The organism is Nocardia bovistercoris, assembly GCF_015674855.1.
Classification (GTDB): domain Bacteria; phylum Actinomycetota; class Actinomycetes; order Mycobacteriales; family Mycobacteriaceae; genus Nocardia; species Nocardia bovistercoris.
Genome location: NZ_JADMLG010000001.1, coordinates 380,479 through 396,964, shown reverse-complemented (window position 1 = coordinate 396,964; position 16,486 = coordinate 380,479). Strand labels below are relative to the sequence as shown.

Sequence of the window (16,486 nt, the reverse complement as noted above, 5' to 3'; positions counted from 1 at the left end):
CGCCGCGAACCAGGTATACGACCGCGCGTGCACTACCTGCGATGCGGCCACCTCTCCGGCCATCTTCCTCATCCGGCGTTGCTGAACGTTGGTGGCAGGAGAAAGTTGATGTGTGACACGGTCGCGGCATTCGAAAAATCCGTGTCGATCGCGGATTCCGGCGCGGATGATATATTGCGTCGGCGCGATTCCGCGTTCGAGCGGGCGATGGCGTATCTGTTCGAGATCTGCCTCGACTCCGAGCTGACGACGGGTTCCGAGTGGGCTGAATTCCGGGGCCGAGTAATAGGTCTCGTGCGGAGCAACGGGTGGGCGTTCCACAACTATATCGATGCCACCACCGAATCGGCACTGCATTCCTCGGTGGACGGCTGGGACTCGTGGACGTCGGCGTGTCGACACCGGTCCTCGGTGCAGTTCGTCATGGACGAATTCGAGGGCGCCGCATCGCTGTACGCCGGTGACTATGACGTCGAGTTATTACAGGAGGCCGACGAGGAACTCCGCGAACGCGCGCACCGTGTCTCGCCGCTGCCTGACGACTTACTCCCGCCCGGTATTCCGGAAACCCACTGGTGGTGGTTGGCGCCGGGGAACCCATGAAACCGGTCAGAAAGGCGGGGACGACGAGTCCGGATCGAGTAGTTCGTGGGTGTGTAGGTAGACCTGCGATGGTGCGACCGGGATCGGGCGGTTGGCAGCGACATTCGACTGGAGCTACCGAAAAACCGCCGCCTGAAACCGTTCTCGATCCCCGCCCGGATCGCACGCCACGCTGGACGGATCCCCCTTGGACCGAACCTCGATCGGTGGAGGCCGACCGCCCAGGCGAAAGGCTGAGGTTGGGCATGTGGTCATCTGGTGCCGCGACCGCGCCCGGCTCATCGACCCTGCCTCAGCGTCGGCACCACGAGGAACAGCCCGACCACGAAAACCAGCGGCCGCCACGGAATCAGCGAGAATGGGATTCGTTCGAGCGTGCGTCGGGCTTCGATGCTGCGGTCGCCGAGCGGTTCCCGGCATATGCGCGCTTGCGCGAGTGAGTGAGTGCCGATCGCGTTCGACTCCTCCCGAGGGATTCCGGACGAGCTTCTCGTGGGATTCGGTCCCTAGTCCGGGTGCCCAGGATGTTCGCCGCGAGCTCACCGACTATCCGCGGGTCGATGATCGAATTCCGGCGTGAATGCGTGAGTTCCTCGGCTGAAGCCGACCGCGGCTCCGGGGCGCCACCTCGCTTCGATATTCGTCGCTGTCGGCTGGGTGACCCTGCTGATCGTCTTCCGCCGCGATCAATGGCTCCGACCGTCACGATCGGCGCCGCCGGAACGGTCCGACACCGGACAACGCGAGCGTGGACGCGATTCGGCAGCACCGATGAGTTTTGTGCCGCGCCGCGGTCGTTACTGCGGGATTCACCGACAGTGGTGGGCCTGTGTTGGGAAGGTTCCAGCGCGGGAGCGAGCACATGGAGGCAGTGATGGGCGCGGACGACACCGGGCGGGAACGCGTGATCCGGACGGGTGAGCGGGTGAGCGGTCCGAGGGTGCTGGTAGCGGGAGCGAGTATCGCTGGACCTGCGTTGGCGCACTGGCTGCATCGGTGGGGCGGCGAGGTGACCGTGGTGGAGCGGGCTCCCGAATTGCGTCCCGGCGGGCAGGCGGTGGACGCGCGCGGCGTGGCCAAGGAGGTCATCGCGCGGATGGGCTTGGACGCGGTGGTGCGCGCGGCGTGCACCGATACCGCGGGCGCGTACACCGTGGACGCGGACGGGACGGTGTTGGAGACGTTCAGTGCCGACGACGACGGTGGTGACGGGTTCATCGCGGATATCGAGATCCTGCGCGGGGATCTGGCCCGGGTGCTGTACGACGACACGCGCGAGGACGTCGAGTACATCTTCGGTGACCGAATCGCCGAACTCACCCAGGACGCGGACGGGGTCGACGTGGTCTTCGCGAGCGGCGCCCGGCGGCGCTTCGACCTGGTGATCGGGGCCGACGGTCTGCACTCGGCGCTGCGCTCGATGGTCTTCGGGCCGCACGAGCGGTTCCTGCACCACCTCGGGCATGTGCTGGCCTTCTACAGCGTGCCCAACGAGTTCGGGCTGGACCGTTGGTTGCTCGAGTACCAGGACCAGGCGTCCGGGCGCACGACCCTCCTGCGCCCGATCAGCGACGCCACCCGGGCCATGGCCATGTTCTACTTCGCCGCAACCGATTTCGGTGTCGACTACCGCGACGTCGCGGCCCAGAAGCATCTGTTGCGCGAGCGGATGGCGGGCATGGGCTGGTCGACGCCGCAGATCCTCGCGCACCTGGACGACGCCCCGGACTTCTACCTCGACCAGGTCGCCCAGATAGTGATGGACCGCTGGTCGAACGGACGGGTCGGACTGCTCGGGGACGCGGCGTTCAGCTCGTCGCCGATGTCGGGACAGGGCACCGGACTGGCTTTGGTCGGCGCCTACGTGCTGGCCGGTGAACTGGCCGCCGCGGGGTGGGATCCTGCCATCGGTTTCGCCCGCTACGAGACGCGGATGCGCTCTTATGTCGAGGCCAACCAGGAAATCGGCAGACTGAATGCCCGCACCCGTACCGTCCCCGGCACGGACACCGAGCCGATGCCCGATTTCGCCGGCGAATGGTTCACCGATTTGGTCGGTCGCGCGATCAACGGCGTCGAGCTGCCCGACTACACGGGGGCGCCGTAGCCGACCACGACGAGTCGGAACAGCCAGGGATCCCGTGCTCGCGATGTCATCGCCGGGACCAAGAGCGGCCGACGTCCAACGGGCCGCTCGCGTACACCAGGTCAGCCGTTCCTCCAGAAGTGCTGGATCAATCGACCGCCCCGGACCCCGGACTTATCAGTCCCGAGATCGCGGAGGCGGTTGATCCGCTCTGCGGAAGGGGATTACGCGTCCGCTACTCCACATCTCGCTCCAACTGCGCGATGGCCGAACGGATCAGGCGTCGACCACTGTCGGGAAGTCGGCCGACCGGCGGCAGCAGCGGTAGCGCCATGGTGTGTGCGATATGAGTTCGCAATGCGAACCGTAGAATTTCTGTCTGGGCGGGCAGCAATTCCCGTTGGGCGGTGTGGAGTCCGTCGGGCGGCGACAGCGCGCGACTCAACGCCGCAAGTGGCGCCAGCGTCGGCGCGCTCATTTCCAATTGATCGGTTGCCTCCAACCGTCCTATCGATGCCAGCAGCGCTCGCGCGACGGGCACTCGGTCGTCTGCGGCTCCGTGCACGACCGGTCTCGCCATGACAGCCTCACAGAATCGCGCCATCCAACTCGAATCCGACATGTCGAGGCGGTCGCCGAGCTTCAGTTGCGCCATTCGCCGCCATGGCCCGTCGGCGTCGTGCCGGTCGCGGCGGGTCAACCATTCCGAGACCAATGGCTCGATATGTATCGAGCGTGCGGCTCGTCTTCCGAGTTGATGCGCCATCAGTACCGACAGTCCCGCGATATCCGCGTGTGCGTCACCGACGGCGGCTGTCACGATGCACGCCGTCAGCAGCGGCAGCAGTTCGCATTCGCCTCTTCCCGCCACGACCTGATCACCGCCGTCGCGAAGCCACGCGAGGAGGATCCCGCCAAGTCTCGGGTCGTGCGGATCGTCGATGGCGACGCCTGCCGCACGGACGATCTGTTCTTCGAGCGGCCGCGACGCGTCACCGTGCAGCAGCCCTTCGCGATACGCGGATTCGAGGGTGGCGAACTGCGCGGTCATCCGGTCGAGCGTCTGAACGGGCCGTTTCGAGTTGGATTTCCGTTGCGACAGGGCTCGAAGACCTGTCGCTACGGCGGCGGGTACATCAAGGACGGTCTTCCGGGTTCCGATCGGTTCGCCGGTTGCCGTCGGCGTCGTCGCGGTGCTCTTCCCCGATATCTCGATGCTCAGATGGTCCCCGACGGTCAACTCGGTGTCGCTGTACACCGTGAGTAGCACATCGGTGAGCCGGGTGCGGGCCAGATAGGGGAACCGGCCGGAGTGGTCGGCCTCGGCGAGCGCCGCGCTGATGCGTACCTGCAGAGCGGAGCCGAGCGCGAGCAGGTCGAATTCCCGTGCTACCAGCGGCCGGTCGATCACCGAGAACCCACCGTGCGGGAGTCGTGTCACGGTGATCGGGTCGGTTGTGCCGAATACGGTCATGAAGGCTGCGGCGTTCTTGTGCTCGGCCCAGGAAGCCCGGTGCGTGGAGAGCAGGCCCATTGCCTGGGAGCGTGGATCGCGGCAGATGAAACCGAAGCATTCGGTGTCGTCGCCCAGGGCGTGCTGAATGTGAACTTGCCGTTCGTCCGTATCCGCTTCCGGCAGACCTGTGTGGGGTCGGCCGTCGGCGCCGACCGTCCACCACAGCGGCTCGGTGAGCGTGGTCAGCGCCGCGCTCACGGCCCCGGCCTTGACGGCCGAACCGGGGACCGCCTGGTCCGCGGTGACTCGGCGCAACGCGCCACCGGCACGTAGGACCAGGCTGTGGTCGGCGAGCGCGGCGGCGACCTCGGTGCGCGCCAATCGGTCCGAAGGCCACCAGCCGCCTGGCTGATGGCGACGAGATACCGCGATTTCGAGGTTGCCGTCCTCCTGCCGTCGGACTCGTTCGACGGTCACGGGCAGACTCCCGCCCAGTTGGTTGACGAGCGCGCGGCGGGCCGACACATCCTCGAGTTCGTCGTGCAACCAGCCGAGCGCCGACCAGGTGTTCTTGTCGACATGGGTCAGCACGACCCGCGCTGTCTCGATGCCGTGCACGCGAAGGTCTCCGGTGGTCGCGTCGACTCCGAGCAGCACGATGTCGTGTTGCGCCACTTCGCGTTCGGCATCGAATGCGACGTCGTTGCGTCGGTCGAGCCAGACCGCCGCGCCCACGGTGTAACGAGCGGTCGTCGGCGGATCCATCGGATACTTGATCGTTTCCCGACCGCTCCCGAGCAACAGACCGCCGTCGGGCAGTATGTATTGGATCGGCAACAACATCGCCGCTGTTCCCGGCGCCTTGCCGAAGGCCGCGCGAACCCCCGGTCGCCAGGTACGCAGTTCGAGAGTCGCGTATCCGGGCGAGTCGGGAATCTTGCGTACGGTGATCTCGTCACCGACGGCGAAGCGTGACCACTCCAACCGTGCCAGTGGCGTACCCGCCTGTGCGAACAAACTGGCTGGAATCTCGACCACCCGACCGGGGCCTAGTTCGACCCACAGACCGCGCTCGTCATGGCTGCCCGCTACGACGAGGTGGATATCGGCGGATTCGTCGTCGGTGCGGTCCAGCAGTTCGGTGGCGGGTAGCGCGAAACGATCCAGTGATCGGTAGCGCAGCGTCGGACCGGCTTCCGAGGCGAACATGACCGGCTCGGTCAGGGCGCAGATCTCGTCTCTGCGCAACGGCTGCGGCTCGACGGTGTCGTCGTCGACCCAGTACCCGGTTCGCGAATCGTGATATTTCCAGTGGTTCTGGCGGCAGCGTTCGGCGATCTCGGTCGCGGTCGCGTTGGCGAAACTCAGGCGCGCCCATGCCACGGGCTTGGTATGTCCGTCCAGGTAGCGGATCTTCGCGCTCAGATCGGAACCATCGATGTCGATGGTCGCGGCGAACGCGTTGCCCGCACCGGGATGGTCGCTCCGGTACAGGACGACGCCGTCCGAGCCGGACTTCGCGAAGAGCACTCGGGGATGTCGTGTGCGCAGCAGCGCCTTCGCGTCCATGCCTTTGTCCAGAGTCGCTTCCAGGTCGGGCAGCCCGGCTACGGTGAACATCCGCGGTCTCTTGGCTTGTGTGATTCCGTTCGGACGGAGCAGCGGATCTTTCGGCAGTGCCACCACCAGGCGGCCGTCTCGCACGTACTGTTCCTGAGCGGGAAGGGCGACGGTGAGAACGATCTCTCGTTTGTCGGACGCTTGGCTGAGCTGTACGAGGGTGCCCTCGGGAAGATGACGGCGTCTCAGGCTCGGCACTCTGTAGAACACACTCGGATTGACCTCGACGGTGATCTCGGAACCCATCGTGGCATAACAGGTTCCGCGGTTGTGGCGGATCCAACTCAGCAAGGTGAGGAACGGGCGCGGCGGACCATTGGTCACCGCGCCGAGCCAGCCTTTGTCGTTCGAGGGCAGCAATCGGACCAACATCATGCGCCTGTGAAAAGCGTCTTTTCCGTGGCGTTCGAAAGCTTGGTCGAGTCGTCCAGGGCTATAGGAGAATCGGCGGCGGTTGACGTGCACCGAGAACGCCGTATGCGCCCCGAGTCGATCCGGCAAGCGGAATTCGAGTGAGGTCCCGTTGCTCGTCTTCCTGATGTAGCCCGCCTTCATGTAGAGCCATTGACCGGCGGAAAGATCCGTCAAGGGAACCCAACTGAATTCGCGGAGCCTGCCGAGACGTGCGATATCGACGTCGAGTTTGGCCAGGATGCGCCGTCGCACCGGGCCGGTGGAATGTCGCTCGGCGTTCAGCAACGCGGTGATGCTGTCCCGGTGCATCCGTCCCGTGATCGAGTGGTCTGTCGTACGGATCCACCCGGCGGCCGCACCGGCGGATTCCGGTGATTGCGTGTGGATATTGAGGACCGTGACCATTTCGTCGCGGACATCGATCAGCACTTCGATCTCGTGGATGACCTTCTTGCCCGCTTCGCGCATGATCTGGCCCTCCACCGAGGGGTGGATGTCTTCCGGCGCGATATGCACGACCACGTGCCCCGGAACGGTGGGGTCGGCCGTGAAGCGCATGGCCCCTACGCGATCGGAATGGAAGAAGGGCGGGATGGCGCCGTCGATCGGATCGGCGCCGAGCCGTAATGCCTCCTCGGGAATGTCGAGCACCCATCCGAATCCCCATTCGAACCGGTGCACCGTCCGGTCGCCGATGGTCTCGTCGCCCACGTAGTAGACCCGACGGGTGCCGAAGTGCTCCCTGGAACCGTCTCCGCTGAGCTTCAGTTCTTCGATGAATTCGATCACGGTGAAAGGTTCGGCACGGGCGAACGATCCGACGTAACCCTGGCCCTCCGGTTCCACGCGTACGCGAGTCAGTTTCTTGTAGGCGTTGCGGGCCGCGATGAGGGGCTCCTCGTCCGGGCGCAGCGGCAACGAATTCCCCCAGGTGCCGTCGGGGCGCAGAGCCGCGATGTCGAGATGCAGCTCCGAATCGCTGAGCTCGCCGGTCAGATGGTGGCGCCCGCGTTCCAGTTCCTCGCGCCAGCGCTCCATCCGCTGTTCCGAGCCGACTTCGGGCCGTGCCGAACGCACCGCCACCGCTGCCTTCAGCTCGAAGGTCCTTGCGACGAAATACGTCCCGGCACCGACGCGCCGTGTGAGCTGGATGCGGGGGTAGTCGAGTCGCACATCCGCTCCGCGTTCGAATTCCTGAGCGTCGCCGACCATCGTCACATTGCCGTGCCGGACCGCGACCCGGATGTAGCGTTTGCCGTCGAAGATCGAGCCGTCGCCCTTCCCTATTTTCGCGATCGTGGTCTTGCCGCTCCAGGATGCCTGCTCATCGCTGATGGCGATGATCGGACGATTCGGGTCCTGCCACACTGATTTCCTGCGATTGCCGACCGTGGCGAAACCGATCAGGTGCCATCCGGTCGCACGCGCGTCGACCTGTTCGTAGAATCCACGCGCCCGAATGACGCGGTATCGCACGGAGAACACCCAGCCTTCGGCCGATCGACTACCGGCGATGTGGTCCCCCGCGTGCCTGCCGCCGACCGAGAACGCCGTCTCGGGCACGGTCACCAATACGACATCGCCGTCGAACCGCAGCCACACACCGTACGCGCGCACTTGGTTATCGGGTCCGCGAATCGTCCTGACGATCATGCCGGTGATCGAATCGGCCACGGTGAGACGCTCTCGCACGGCATCTCGTTCTCGGGCGTCTTCGATCGAGGACATGCCGAGGATCGTGTCACTCGTCGCGGCGACGGATGCGCGCTCCGCGTCCATCGGCTTGCTGTAGTCTCGCTCGATCTCTACGGGACGATCGCGGACGAATCTGTGTACGCTGTGCGGGTCGGCGTAGAGGGTGACCGATTCGGACTTGAGCGAGAGCGAGAGTCCTTCCGCGGTGAACCCACGGAGTACGCCACGACCGAGGTCATTGCCCGCGCAGTTCTTCAGCGTGACTACTTCGCCTTTCGACAGGCGGTGCAGTCGCTCGTATCGTTCGATGCTGTGATCCTCTGGATCGGTGATTCCGTTGTCTTCCGCTGGAAATGCGTCGATCTCACCCCTGCGGGCCTGGAACTCGCCCCAGCGGCCGAGTGTGAACAGCGGTGAGGTGACCGAGTCGTGTGGTTTGCTCACACGGATCCGGTCCGGGTACCCGTCGGGGGTGTCGACGTCGATCCACCAGGTGTTCGCCTCTCGGTGCGCGATCGTCAATCCGCTGTCGTCCTCGAAGAGGCTGAGCCATGTGATGTTTCGGTCGTCGAACGGGTCCGCGGGCAAGTCGAGCAAGCCGTCCGCGGTGGCGATGACATCGACGACCAGTCCGGTCGGCGCGTCGATGAGCCGTTCGGTCAGCTGTGCCCAACTCCGCTGTGTGAAGTCGGATTCGCCCAGCAGGTAGCACCGGCCGGGCGAACCGGCGAAACGAACTCGATCCGTGCCCATTCCGTCGTCACTGAGCGAGTGGTCGACGAAGGTGAGTCGCAGGCGGCCACCCTCGGCCAGTTTCGAGGATTCGGCGGCGAGCAGATCCAGACCGGTGCGATCGAGCGGGAGCCAATATTCGAGGGTCTCGTCCCAGATCGCGAGGGTCGTCCAGGTTTCGCCTTCCGGGGCGGTGAAGGCGCGTCCGAGATCGGGATCCCAACGCGATCGCACGCGCTCGGCCTCACCGGAATTGCCCTTGAACCCGGAATTTCCTTGGGAATTATCGACCCGCTCACCATCGATTTCGAGGCGTAGCCCTGGAAACTGCCGGATAGACCGCACGCGGGCGCGGCGGACCTCACCGGCGACCGGCTGCGCTCGGCGCAGCGGTATCGGTTCGGTGATCTTCGGCTCGTCGGTGCGGCCGGTCAGCTTGATCGCGACCGGTGACCCGACAGCCTGCGGTCGCGCACCGGGTTGGCTCTGATATTCGAGTGGGTAGCCGAGGCCGCAGTTGAACCACATCTGTCCGGTCGCCTTGTCGACCGCGCAGACGATCGCGAAGACCGCGCGGTTGTAGCGCAGAATCTGGGTGAGCGTCTGCGGTCGATCCGCTTGTGGGAGGAATAGATCCCGGACCTCTCCCGAGGTGTGCGTTTTCGACGGGTCGAATCGATGATGGTGACGCACCACCTGTCCGTGATGGTGGTCGACAGCGATGAGGCGGGTCGTTCGTTCGTCGCGCCACACCGCGGTCGCTTCGACTTCGGCGGATGTGGAGTATGTGACGGTCGCGTCAGGACCGTGGTGGTTGGTCGTCCACAGCCGTTCGATCGCGTCACCCAGTGTGGCGGCCTGCGTCGCAATCGTCCGCAGTACCGTGGCCTGAAGGAATGAACGCAGTTCCCCTTCGGTGTCGCGCGAACTGCGTCGGCGATTGGTCGTGTCGTACGGGCTGCGCGGTCCGAACCGGTAGGGATCCAGGATCGCCAGTCGGTGACACAGATTCATGACGCGGTATCGCCAGGAGTCGGCGATCGCATCCCCTGCCCTGAGCCGACGAGAGAGGGCTCGGAACAACAGGTGGTAATAGCGATGCGCGTCTCTGCTGATGTCGAGGATCGCGTCTATCACCGCCGTGCCGACGGCATCGACGCGTGCCTGTGAACCGTGCGCCGCCACCGGTGCGTCGAGTAAGCCGACCATGCGGAAACGTATGGCTCGAGGAAGTTCGATCGGCATGTTGATCGCTTCGATCAGGTCGAGCCATTTCTCGACCCATTCGCCATATGCGCCCACGTCACCGGACTCGGTGTCGGCCAGCAGCGCTTCCAGACGAACGGTCGCCATGGCCTGCCGCGCCCCGCCGCCGTCGAGCCACGGCTCGATCTCCGCGCTGTATTCGGTCCACACCTCGATGTCGTATCGGGGTGAGAGCAGCAACAGATTGCTGTTCAAGGGACGTTCGTGAAGTTCTAGGCTCGCCCTGCGGTGAGATTCCCTATCGCGGAACCAGTTCCATTCGTCGACATCGCGCGGATGCGAGTCATCGGCATCGCGCGGATGCGAGTAGATCTCGTCCAACAAGCGTTGCGCGTCGGAGAGGTTGGCGTCGAATCCCGCACCGGCTCCGCCCACCACGGCCGCCAGTAGTCGCCGTGCGTACGGATCGACGCCGTCGAACCAGCCGTCCCCCGCGGTCGTGGTGCGCGGCAGGCCTCCTGAAGAGGTCTCCTTGATCCAGTACACGGCGATCGCTCGCGCGGCTTGCCGGAAGAGCAGCCGCCATTGATCCGGCGCGTCGTCGAGTCGCTCGCGAGCGCCCGTGCCGTCCAGAATGAACCGAGCCAAACGCCCACCGGGGAGTTCCGGATACTCCCCCTTTCCAGCGCGGTCGATGGCCTCCATCGCGTGATAGGCGAGCCCCTGCAGCGGCAGCGGCAATTCGGTGGGCTTGACGGACTGGGATTGCTTGATGTTGTCGAGGGCGGTACGCAGCGAGCGGTCGCCTGTCACGTCGCGAAGGTGGAAGATCAGCGCGAACAGATGCGTGGGTTCGTCGGCCGGATCGACATGCCGGTTGGCGCGCAGCAGATCGACGGCGAGCAGAGCGGCGCAGCACAACCGGATCAAGGGGGCCGCCTGGGTACTACCGGTGAACTGGGCTGGTATCCGGCTGCCCCACTTGTCGGAGCGCCGGAACAACCATGGCGAGCCGATTAACACCGCGACTTCGTCGGAGGTGGCTCCGATCGCCCCGGTCCTCGGTTTGACCGCGATACGCGGATGTCTCGATCTCAACTGCAGACTTCGGGTGGCGAGCAGCGCGCCGAGATGCGCTTGTGTCGCCTGATAGCTGGGTTCGCACGGCACTCGCACCTCGACCGGTTCGGCGAATGTCGGTGACGGCGGCTGCCACCATCGACGCAGCAGTCCGATCGCCTCGACGGGTGCGAGCGCGGCGATCCTCTCCCAGAGTGTCGCTTGCCAGAGCACCGCTGCCGTATCGCGGGCGCGGGAGCCGTCTGCTCCGACTCGAGCGCAGGCCGCCGCCCGGGCGGGAATGGGGTCGTGCGGACTTGTGCCCGCGCGCCACCTGTTCAGTTCGTTTCCGTTGACGGCCTCCGCCTCGAGGACACGCAGATCCGTACCGACCGGAAACCGGAGTTGGACGAGGGCATGGACCAGATCCGGTTCCAGATCCGCGGCTCGGTCGCCGAACTCCCACAGCTTCTTCGCCAATTCGTCGATTGTGGCCGCGCGGTGGTCGACGAGAGCGACCAAGTGCGTCGCGAAGAGCAGAGGGAGTCGCCCGTATCCGCCCGAGCGCGCATGTTCGAGCAGGGTCGGTGCGCCGTCGACGATCCACCCGCGCACCTCATCGGCGTGCCTGGTCGCGACGTCGATGAGCAGCGCGAGGGTGACGGTGACGGCGGGATAGTCGACGATGTCCTGATACGGATCACCCGGTCTACGGGCGGCGTCCGGCGCATCGCAGGTGTCGGCGATCTCGGCGAGGACGACGAACAGCGCTTGCGGTGACTCGGGCAGGGCGGCGAAGGCCGCACGCAGTCGGTCACCGTCGGTGTGCAGCACCGCGCACAGGTCGTCGTAGAACCCCGCCGCCTGGGCTGTCACCGCCGTGACGTCCGCGAGGCGACGATGCGCGGCGGTGACCCGCGGCAGCGCATAGAGCATCAGGCCCGTGTCCACTCGACGGAGTTCATCGATCGCGTCGATGACGAGGGTCGCGCGCTCCCGCGGCTCCCGCAGCGCGGCGAGCATGTCGAGATAGGCATGGGTCAGGTTCGGTGGGAGCCGAAATGCCGAGCACAAGAACCAATCTGCAAGCATTGCCACCTCCGGATGTCAATCTGGCGTCACGAGCGGTGGCCAGAATCCGTTCCGAAGCGGAGTGATCGACTCTTCCTCGAGCAGCGATGGCGCAACCGTGCCTTCCAGCACCCTACGCAGCTGATCGTCCAGCTGTTCCACGAATGCTCGTATATCGTCGGTTATTCCGCGCCTGGCCAGTACCGCCCAGCAACCCGGTCGCACACGCCCGTTCGGTACGCGCGAAAGATCGACGGCGGACGCGAAGTTCGCGCGCATAGCAGCGACCGTTTGGTCTGCTGTCGCGTCGTGCACGAACGCAGTCGCGTCGATTCCGCTGTGCAGCGCCTCGATTACGTGTGCGACCGTGACGCTCGCGTAGGGAACCCATAATCCGGCGGTAGCGGTGTCGCCGCGCCGGACGAGCCCGAGCACTACGGCGTCGGCGGTGGCGGGATCGATCGATCGGGAGGGAATATCCGTACCGGGGAGCGGTAGTCGACCACCCGCCGCGGTGATCCAACTGTCCATGTCCTCGTCCGTTCGCGCCGCGATGCGCAGCGAGGAAAGACGTTGCGGGTCGATTCTTTTCGCGGCGCATTCGGCCAGCAATGCCGGAAACAGATCCGGTCGAAATTCACGGACCGCCGCGAGCACCTCGTATTCGGCCGTCTTCCAGGGATCTTCGGCATTCAACTCCTCGACCAATTGACGCGCGAAGCCACGGGGCGGCGCGTCGTCCGGAAGTGGTAGGGCATCGCGGTCCTCGCCGGGGAGACCGTACGCACCGTCTTCCAAGAGAGCGGCGACCAGAGCAGTGTGCGCGCCGCCGTCGTGCACCGGGCGGCGCATGCCACGATTCGTCGGGCTGCGCGGCACGGGTAAGCGGAGCAGGAATTCATCCGCGCCCGTCATCTCGGCCAAATCAGCTGCCGAATCGGCGGCGTCTCCCGCCCGCGTCCGCGGAATCCAGCCCACCACAGCGGCGTTCGGCACCCGACTCCGGATGGCATCTATGTACTTCTTTGCCGATGGCATCGGGTAGCCATCCGGAAATGACAGCACGATGCCGATGTCTTCAGTCTCGTCTCGGCGCCGCCAGTCGGCGGACTCGGTGACCAGATGATGGTCCAGTTCGTCGGTATTGGTCGGCGGCGCGGAGTGGGCCACCATCGACCACCAGGTACGCGGTACCCACCGCGGTACATCCCAGCGCGACAGACGGTCCTCGACCCTGTTGAGGGCGCTGCGGAGATCGTTGTCGGCCGCATCCGCTACCAGAGTGACGTGTGGGCCGCGGCGTAGTCCTATGCGAACGTCCAGGCGGCAGCGCAAATGTTCGTGAACAGGCGGGTACTGAATGCCTGCCGATTGTCTTCGGTACGACGCCGGTATTCGAAAGGCATCGAAAGTGGCAGTCGCCGCCGGTCTTGAATCGGATTCGACGTTTTCCCTGTACAACCGGTCGAGGAACAGCCGTAGGTCATTGTGAATCCCTACACTCAGTGGATCCTCGCCGACTACGATCAGAAGGTCATCGACAATGCCGCGGCTATTGGCATTGGTGAGGACATCGCGCCAGATCTCCCGCGCAGTCCCGTTCCACTTCGTATCCGCGTCGAGGTCGTGGCCGGATGGCAACTTGCTCACCAGTTCCCTGATCTTGTCCGGCTCCCGGTATTCGCGGGCTGTCAGCAGCACCTGGTCTCGGAGCTGTTCGAGCTCGGCATCGGTCCACAGACGGGATGGTTGGTTCCGGGACATGACCCTGTTCTACCTGAATTCCGTGCGCCTGCGGATGAAGCAACTCGCGTCACCCGGTTCCCGAACAAACGGTAACCTCGGATTTCCGCCGACGATCGATGCTGTGCGCGAGAGGCTGCCGCCCATGACCAACTTCCTCGACAGACTGCCAGTGGCATGGAGTACACCGGAACCTCCCGAGCTACGCGACCTCCTTGTGGTCGGATTCCGTCGTGTCGAGGCCCTCGAAAGTCTGGCCGAGGAAGCAGGGATCGTTCCGGGAACCTTCCCCTTCGCCTATGATGTCCGATCCACGTGTCACAAGCTGATCGAGACCATGGCCAGTCAGGGCAAGTTGCGAACCTTGGTCGAGAACGCCGCGCAATCGCCGCTCGCCGGAGCGTTCAAGGACCGGTTTCGGGAAATGCTCGGAGCGGAGCCTGCGCTCACCACCGTTGGCGCGTATATCGAGGAGCCGCACCGGGATGACAGCCGACTGGTGGCCAGAAATCTCGAACGTTTGATGGAGAAGCGCAGCCGTCTCATGTCTGTCGAATTAGCACGGCAGATCACCGGATTCGCTCCCGCGGTCGCGCGACTGGTCCTGAACTCGCGGGATCGCAGGGGGTACGGAACCGGCTTCCTGATCACCGCCGATCTGCTGTTGACCAGCCACCACAACTTGATGCTCGAAGCGGGCACGGAACAGCAGGCGCCGGTGATCACGGCTGTCGCGGAATTCGATTGGGATATGTCGCCCCCGGAGAAGCCCTTGGTCCGTGGGGTGAATATCGCGCCGGTGGCCGCCGACGCCGCGGCGGATTGGGCGGTGTTGCGGCTGGCTTCCCCCGTCGATCGCACGCCGTTCACCTTGGGCAGCCGCTCGGGTCCGTGCATCGATGATCTGCTGGTCATAATTCAACATCCGTTGGGTGCGAGGAAGCAGTTCGCGCTCGAACCGCTCGCCGTGTGGGAGGTCGACGAGCGTTATGTGCGTTACCTTGCCGATACGCTCCGCGGCTCCTCCGGCTCTCCGGTGTGCAACGAGAGGATGGAAGTCGTCGCGATCCACAAGGGTGAGTCCGGCCGAGTAGTACCGAGCGCGGATGGGCCGCAGACGATCTGGCGAAACATGGGTGTGCGAATCGAGGCCGCCGCCGCCGCGCTGGATGAGCTCGGGATCTCCTACCGTAGTGGCATGATGACACCATGACCGAACTGCATTCCTGCGTGGAAGTACATCCCCCCGGGGAGTCGTTCGAATCCGGCGCCGGTAAGGCCGCCATCGGCGTCACCGGTTCGCGAAACGAACTCGCGCTGGCCAGGGATCGGAAGTGGCAGGTCGGTCAAGAGTTGCGTATTCGATTCCTCGATGGCGATGCCCGCGGTAGATCACTGGTCGAGCGATACGCCCGGACCTGGCTCGAATATGCCAACCTCCGATTCGTATTCGGCGACCACGCGAATGCCGAACTGCGTATCACCTTCACCGGTTCCGGCAACTGGTCCTACATCGGGACCGCCGCTCAGCGGATACATCCGACCGAGCCGACGATGCAGCTGGGCGGTTTGGCCGACGTCAACCCTCCTGACCTTGCACGTAGGTTCGTGCTCCACGAATTCGGTCACGCATTGGGTTGTGTGCACGAGCATTCCAGTCCCGTCGCTGAGATTCCGTGGGATGAAAGCGCCGTTTACGCCCACTATCGTTCGTCGGGGTGGGACGATGACCAGATTCGGCACAATGTGCTGCACCGTGAGAGTCCGATGGAAACCGATTTCAGCTCCTATGATCCCGACTCGATCATGCAGTATCCGGTACCCGCGGAGCTGACCACGGGTGGCTTCGAAATCCCCTGGAATACAGATCTTTCTGCTGGAGACAAGAATTTCATAGCGCAGCTCTATCCCTTCCGGGAGGAATGACGCACTCGCGATCGCCGACGCGGCCCGACCGGTCGTCATGCGCGCCGAACTCGAAGGTGCGCCGCTGTCTTCGCTGAATAGCCTGTGTGCAATCGGATTCGTGATCCGAGAGGTGCCCGTTGGGACCGCGGGTGCGTGGATGAGTTGTGCGCGAGAGGAATTCCGCGCGGCGGAGTCGCGGGTTCGGTGGCGGTCTCGGATGCCGGAGCGGTGGATCAGGATGCGGTGTCGAGCAGGTCGTCGATTATGCGCCGGGTCAGGGTCACGCTGTCGTCGTCGCCGAGGCGCAGGGAGAGGTTTACGGCATACAGTAGGGCGCTGATCTGGAAGGCGGCGGTTTCCGGGTCGGTGTCGGTGAGTTCGCCCGCTGTGACGGCGTTGCGGAATTGTTTTGCGAGGGTGGCGATCCAGACTCGTCGTTGTTGTCGAAGGGCGTCGCGGACCGGGCCGGGGTGGCTGTCGAAGATCGGGATGTTCGCGCCCCAGAAGCAGCCGCCGGGGAACAGGGGTTGTTCGGCGTAGTCGAGCCACCGGTCGACGAGGGCGCGGATGCGGGGGACGCCCGAAGGAGCTGTTGCGGCGGGGTGGACCACGGCGTCGACGAAGGCTTCTCGTGCTGCTTCGACGGTGGCGAGTTGCAGTCGTTCCTTGGTTCGGAACAGGGTCTGGATGCCCGCCTTGCTGAGGTCGAGGTCCTCGGCGAGGCGGCCGAAGCTGAGTCCGTCCAGGCCGTCGAGCGAGGCGATGTCGACCGCTCGTGCGGTTACCGCACGCCGTGATTTCGCGCCGCGAAGGAGTCGCTGATCGGTGCTCTCTTCGGCTGTTCCGCGCTCGGATTCGACCATACAGCCGATCGTATGCCGTTTTCGGCGGCG

7 protein-coding genes are annotated in these 16,486 nt (G+C 64.9%); 4 read left to right on the top strand and 3 right to left on the bottom strand.

The features are described 5' to 3' along the window. The first annotated feature begins 207 nt into the window (after positions 1-207). Both IT779_RS01760 and IT779_RS01755 read left to right on the top strand, forming a co-directional pair. The gene (locus tag IT779_RS01760; protein ID WP_196147338.1) at positions 208-603 is read left to right on the top strand and encodes a hypothetical protein; all 396 of its coding nucleotides are present in this window, start codon (positions 208-210) and stop codon (positions 601-603) included. A gap of 862 nt (positions 604-1,465) precedes the next feature. Then, positions 1,466-2,710, top strand: a complete 1,245-nt coding sequence (locus tag IT779_RS01755; protein WP_232541347.1) for an FAD-dependent monooxygenase — start codon at positions 1,466-1,468, stop codon at positions 2,708-2,710. A 214-nt stretch (positions 2,711-2,924) separates the two neighbouring features. Here the strand turns inward: IT779_RS01755 and IT779_RS01750 are convergent, their stop codons facing one another. Then, entirely contained in the window at positions 2,925-11,963 is a 9,039-nt protein-coding gene (locus tag IT779_RS01750; RefSeq protein WP_196147337.1) for a hypothetical protein, read from the bottom strand. A 15-nt stretch (positions 11,964-11,978) separates the two neighbouring features. Then, a complete protein-coding gene (locus IT779_RS01745; RefSeq protein WP_196147336.1) occupies positions 11,979-13,706 on the bottom strand; it encodes a hypothetical protein in 1,728 nt (575 codons plus the stop codon). Between IT779_RS01745 and IT779_RS01740 the strand changes: the two genes are divergently transcribed. Further along, on the top strand, positions 13,705-14,898 hold the full coding sequence (locus tag IT779_RS01740; protein ID WP_196147335.1) for a trypsin-like serine peptidase: 1,194 nt from the start codon (positions 13,705-13,707) through the stop codon (positions 14,896-14,898). The genes IT779_RS01745 and IT779_RS01740 overlap by 2 nt on opposite strands. After that, a complete protein-coding gene (locus tag IT779_RS01735) occupies positions 14,895-15,611 on the top strand; it encodes a zinc metalloprotease (protein WP_196147334.1) in 717 nt (238 codons plus the stop codon). Before IT779_RS01740 ends, IT779_RS01735 begins: the two co-directional genes overlap by 4 nt. 215 nt (positions 15,612-15,826) lie before the next feature. Here IT779_RS01735 and IT779_RS01730 read toward each other — a convergent pair whose 3' ends face one another. Further along, on the bottom strand, positions 15,827-16,456 hold the full coding sequence (locus IT779_RS01730; RefSeq protein WP_196147333.1) for a TetR/AcrR family transcriptional regulator: 630 nt from the start codon (positions 16,454-16,456) through the stop codon (positions 15,827-15,829). Between the last annotated feature and the right edge of the window lie 30 nt (positions 16,457-16,486).

What these genes read in the sequence shown, in the direction of transcription:
- IT779_RS01745 (WP_196147336.1), bottom strand. Translation starts at nt 13,706, where the DNA reads ATGTCCCGGAACCAACCATCCCGTCTGTGGACCGATGCCGAGCTCGAA.
- IT779_RS01735 (WP_196147334.1), top strand. Translation starts at nt 14,895, where the DNA reads ATGACCGAACTGCATTCCTGCGTGGAAGTACATCCCCCCGGGGAGTCG.
- IT779_RS01730 (WP_196147333.1), bottom strand. Translation starts at nt 16,456, where the DNA reads ATGGTCGAATCCGAGCGCGGAACAGCCGAAGAGAGCACCGATCAGCGA.
- IT779_RS01760 (WP_196147338.1), top strand. Translation starts at nt 208, where the DNA reads ATGGCGTATCTGTTCGAGATCTGCCTCGACTCCGAGCTGACGACGGGT.
- IT779_RS01755 (WP_232541347.1), top strand. Translation starts at nt 1,466, where the DNA reads ATGGAGGCAGTGATGGGCGCGGACGACACCGGGCGGGAACGCGTGATC.
- IT779_RS01740 (WP_196147335.1), top strand. Translation starts at nt 13,705, where the DNA reads ATGACCCTGTTCTACCTGAATTCCGTGCGCCTGCGGATGAAGCAACTC.
- IT779_RS01750 (WP_196147337.1), bottom strand. Translation starts at nt 11,963, where the DNA reads ATGCTTGCAGATTGGTTCTTGTGCTCGGCATTTCGGCTCCCACCGAAC.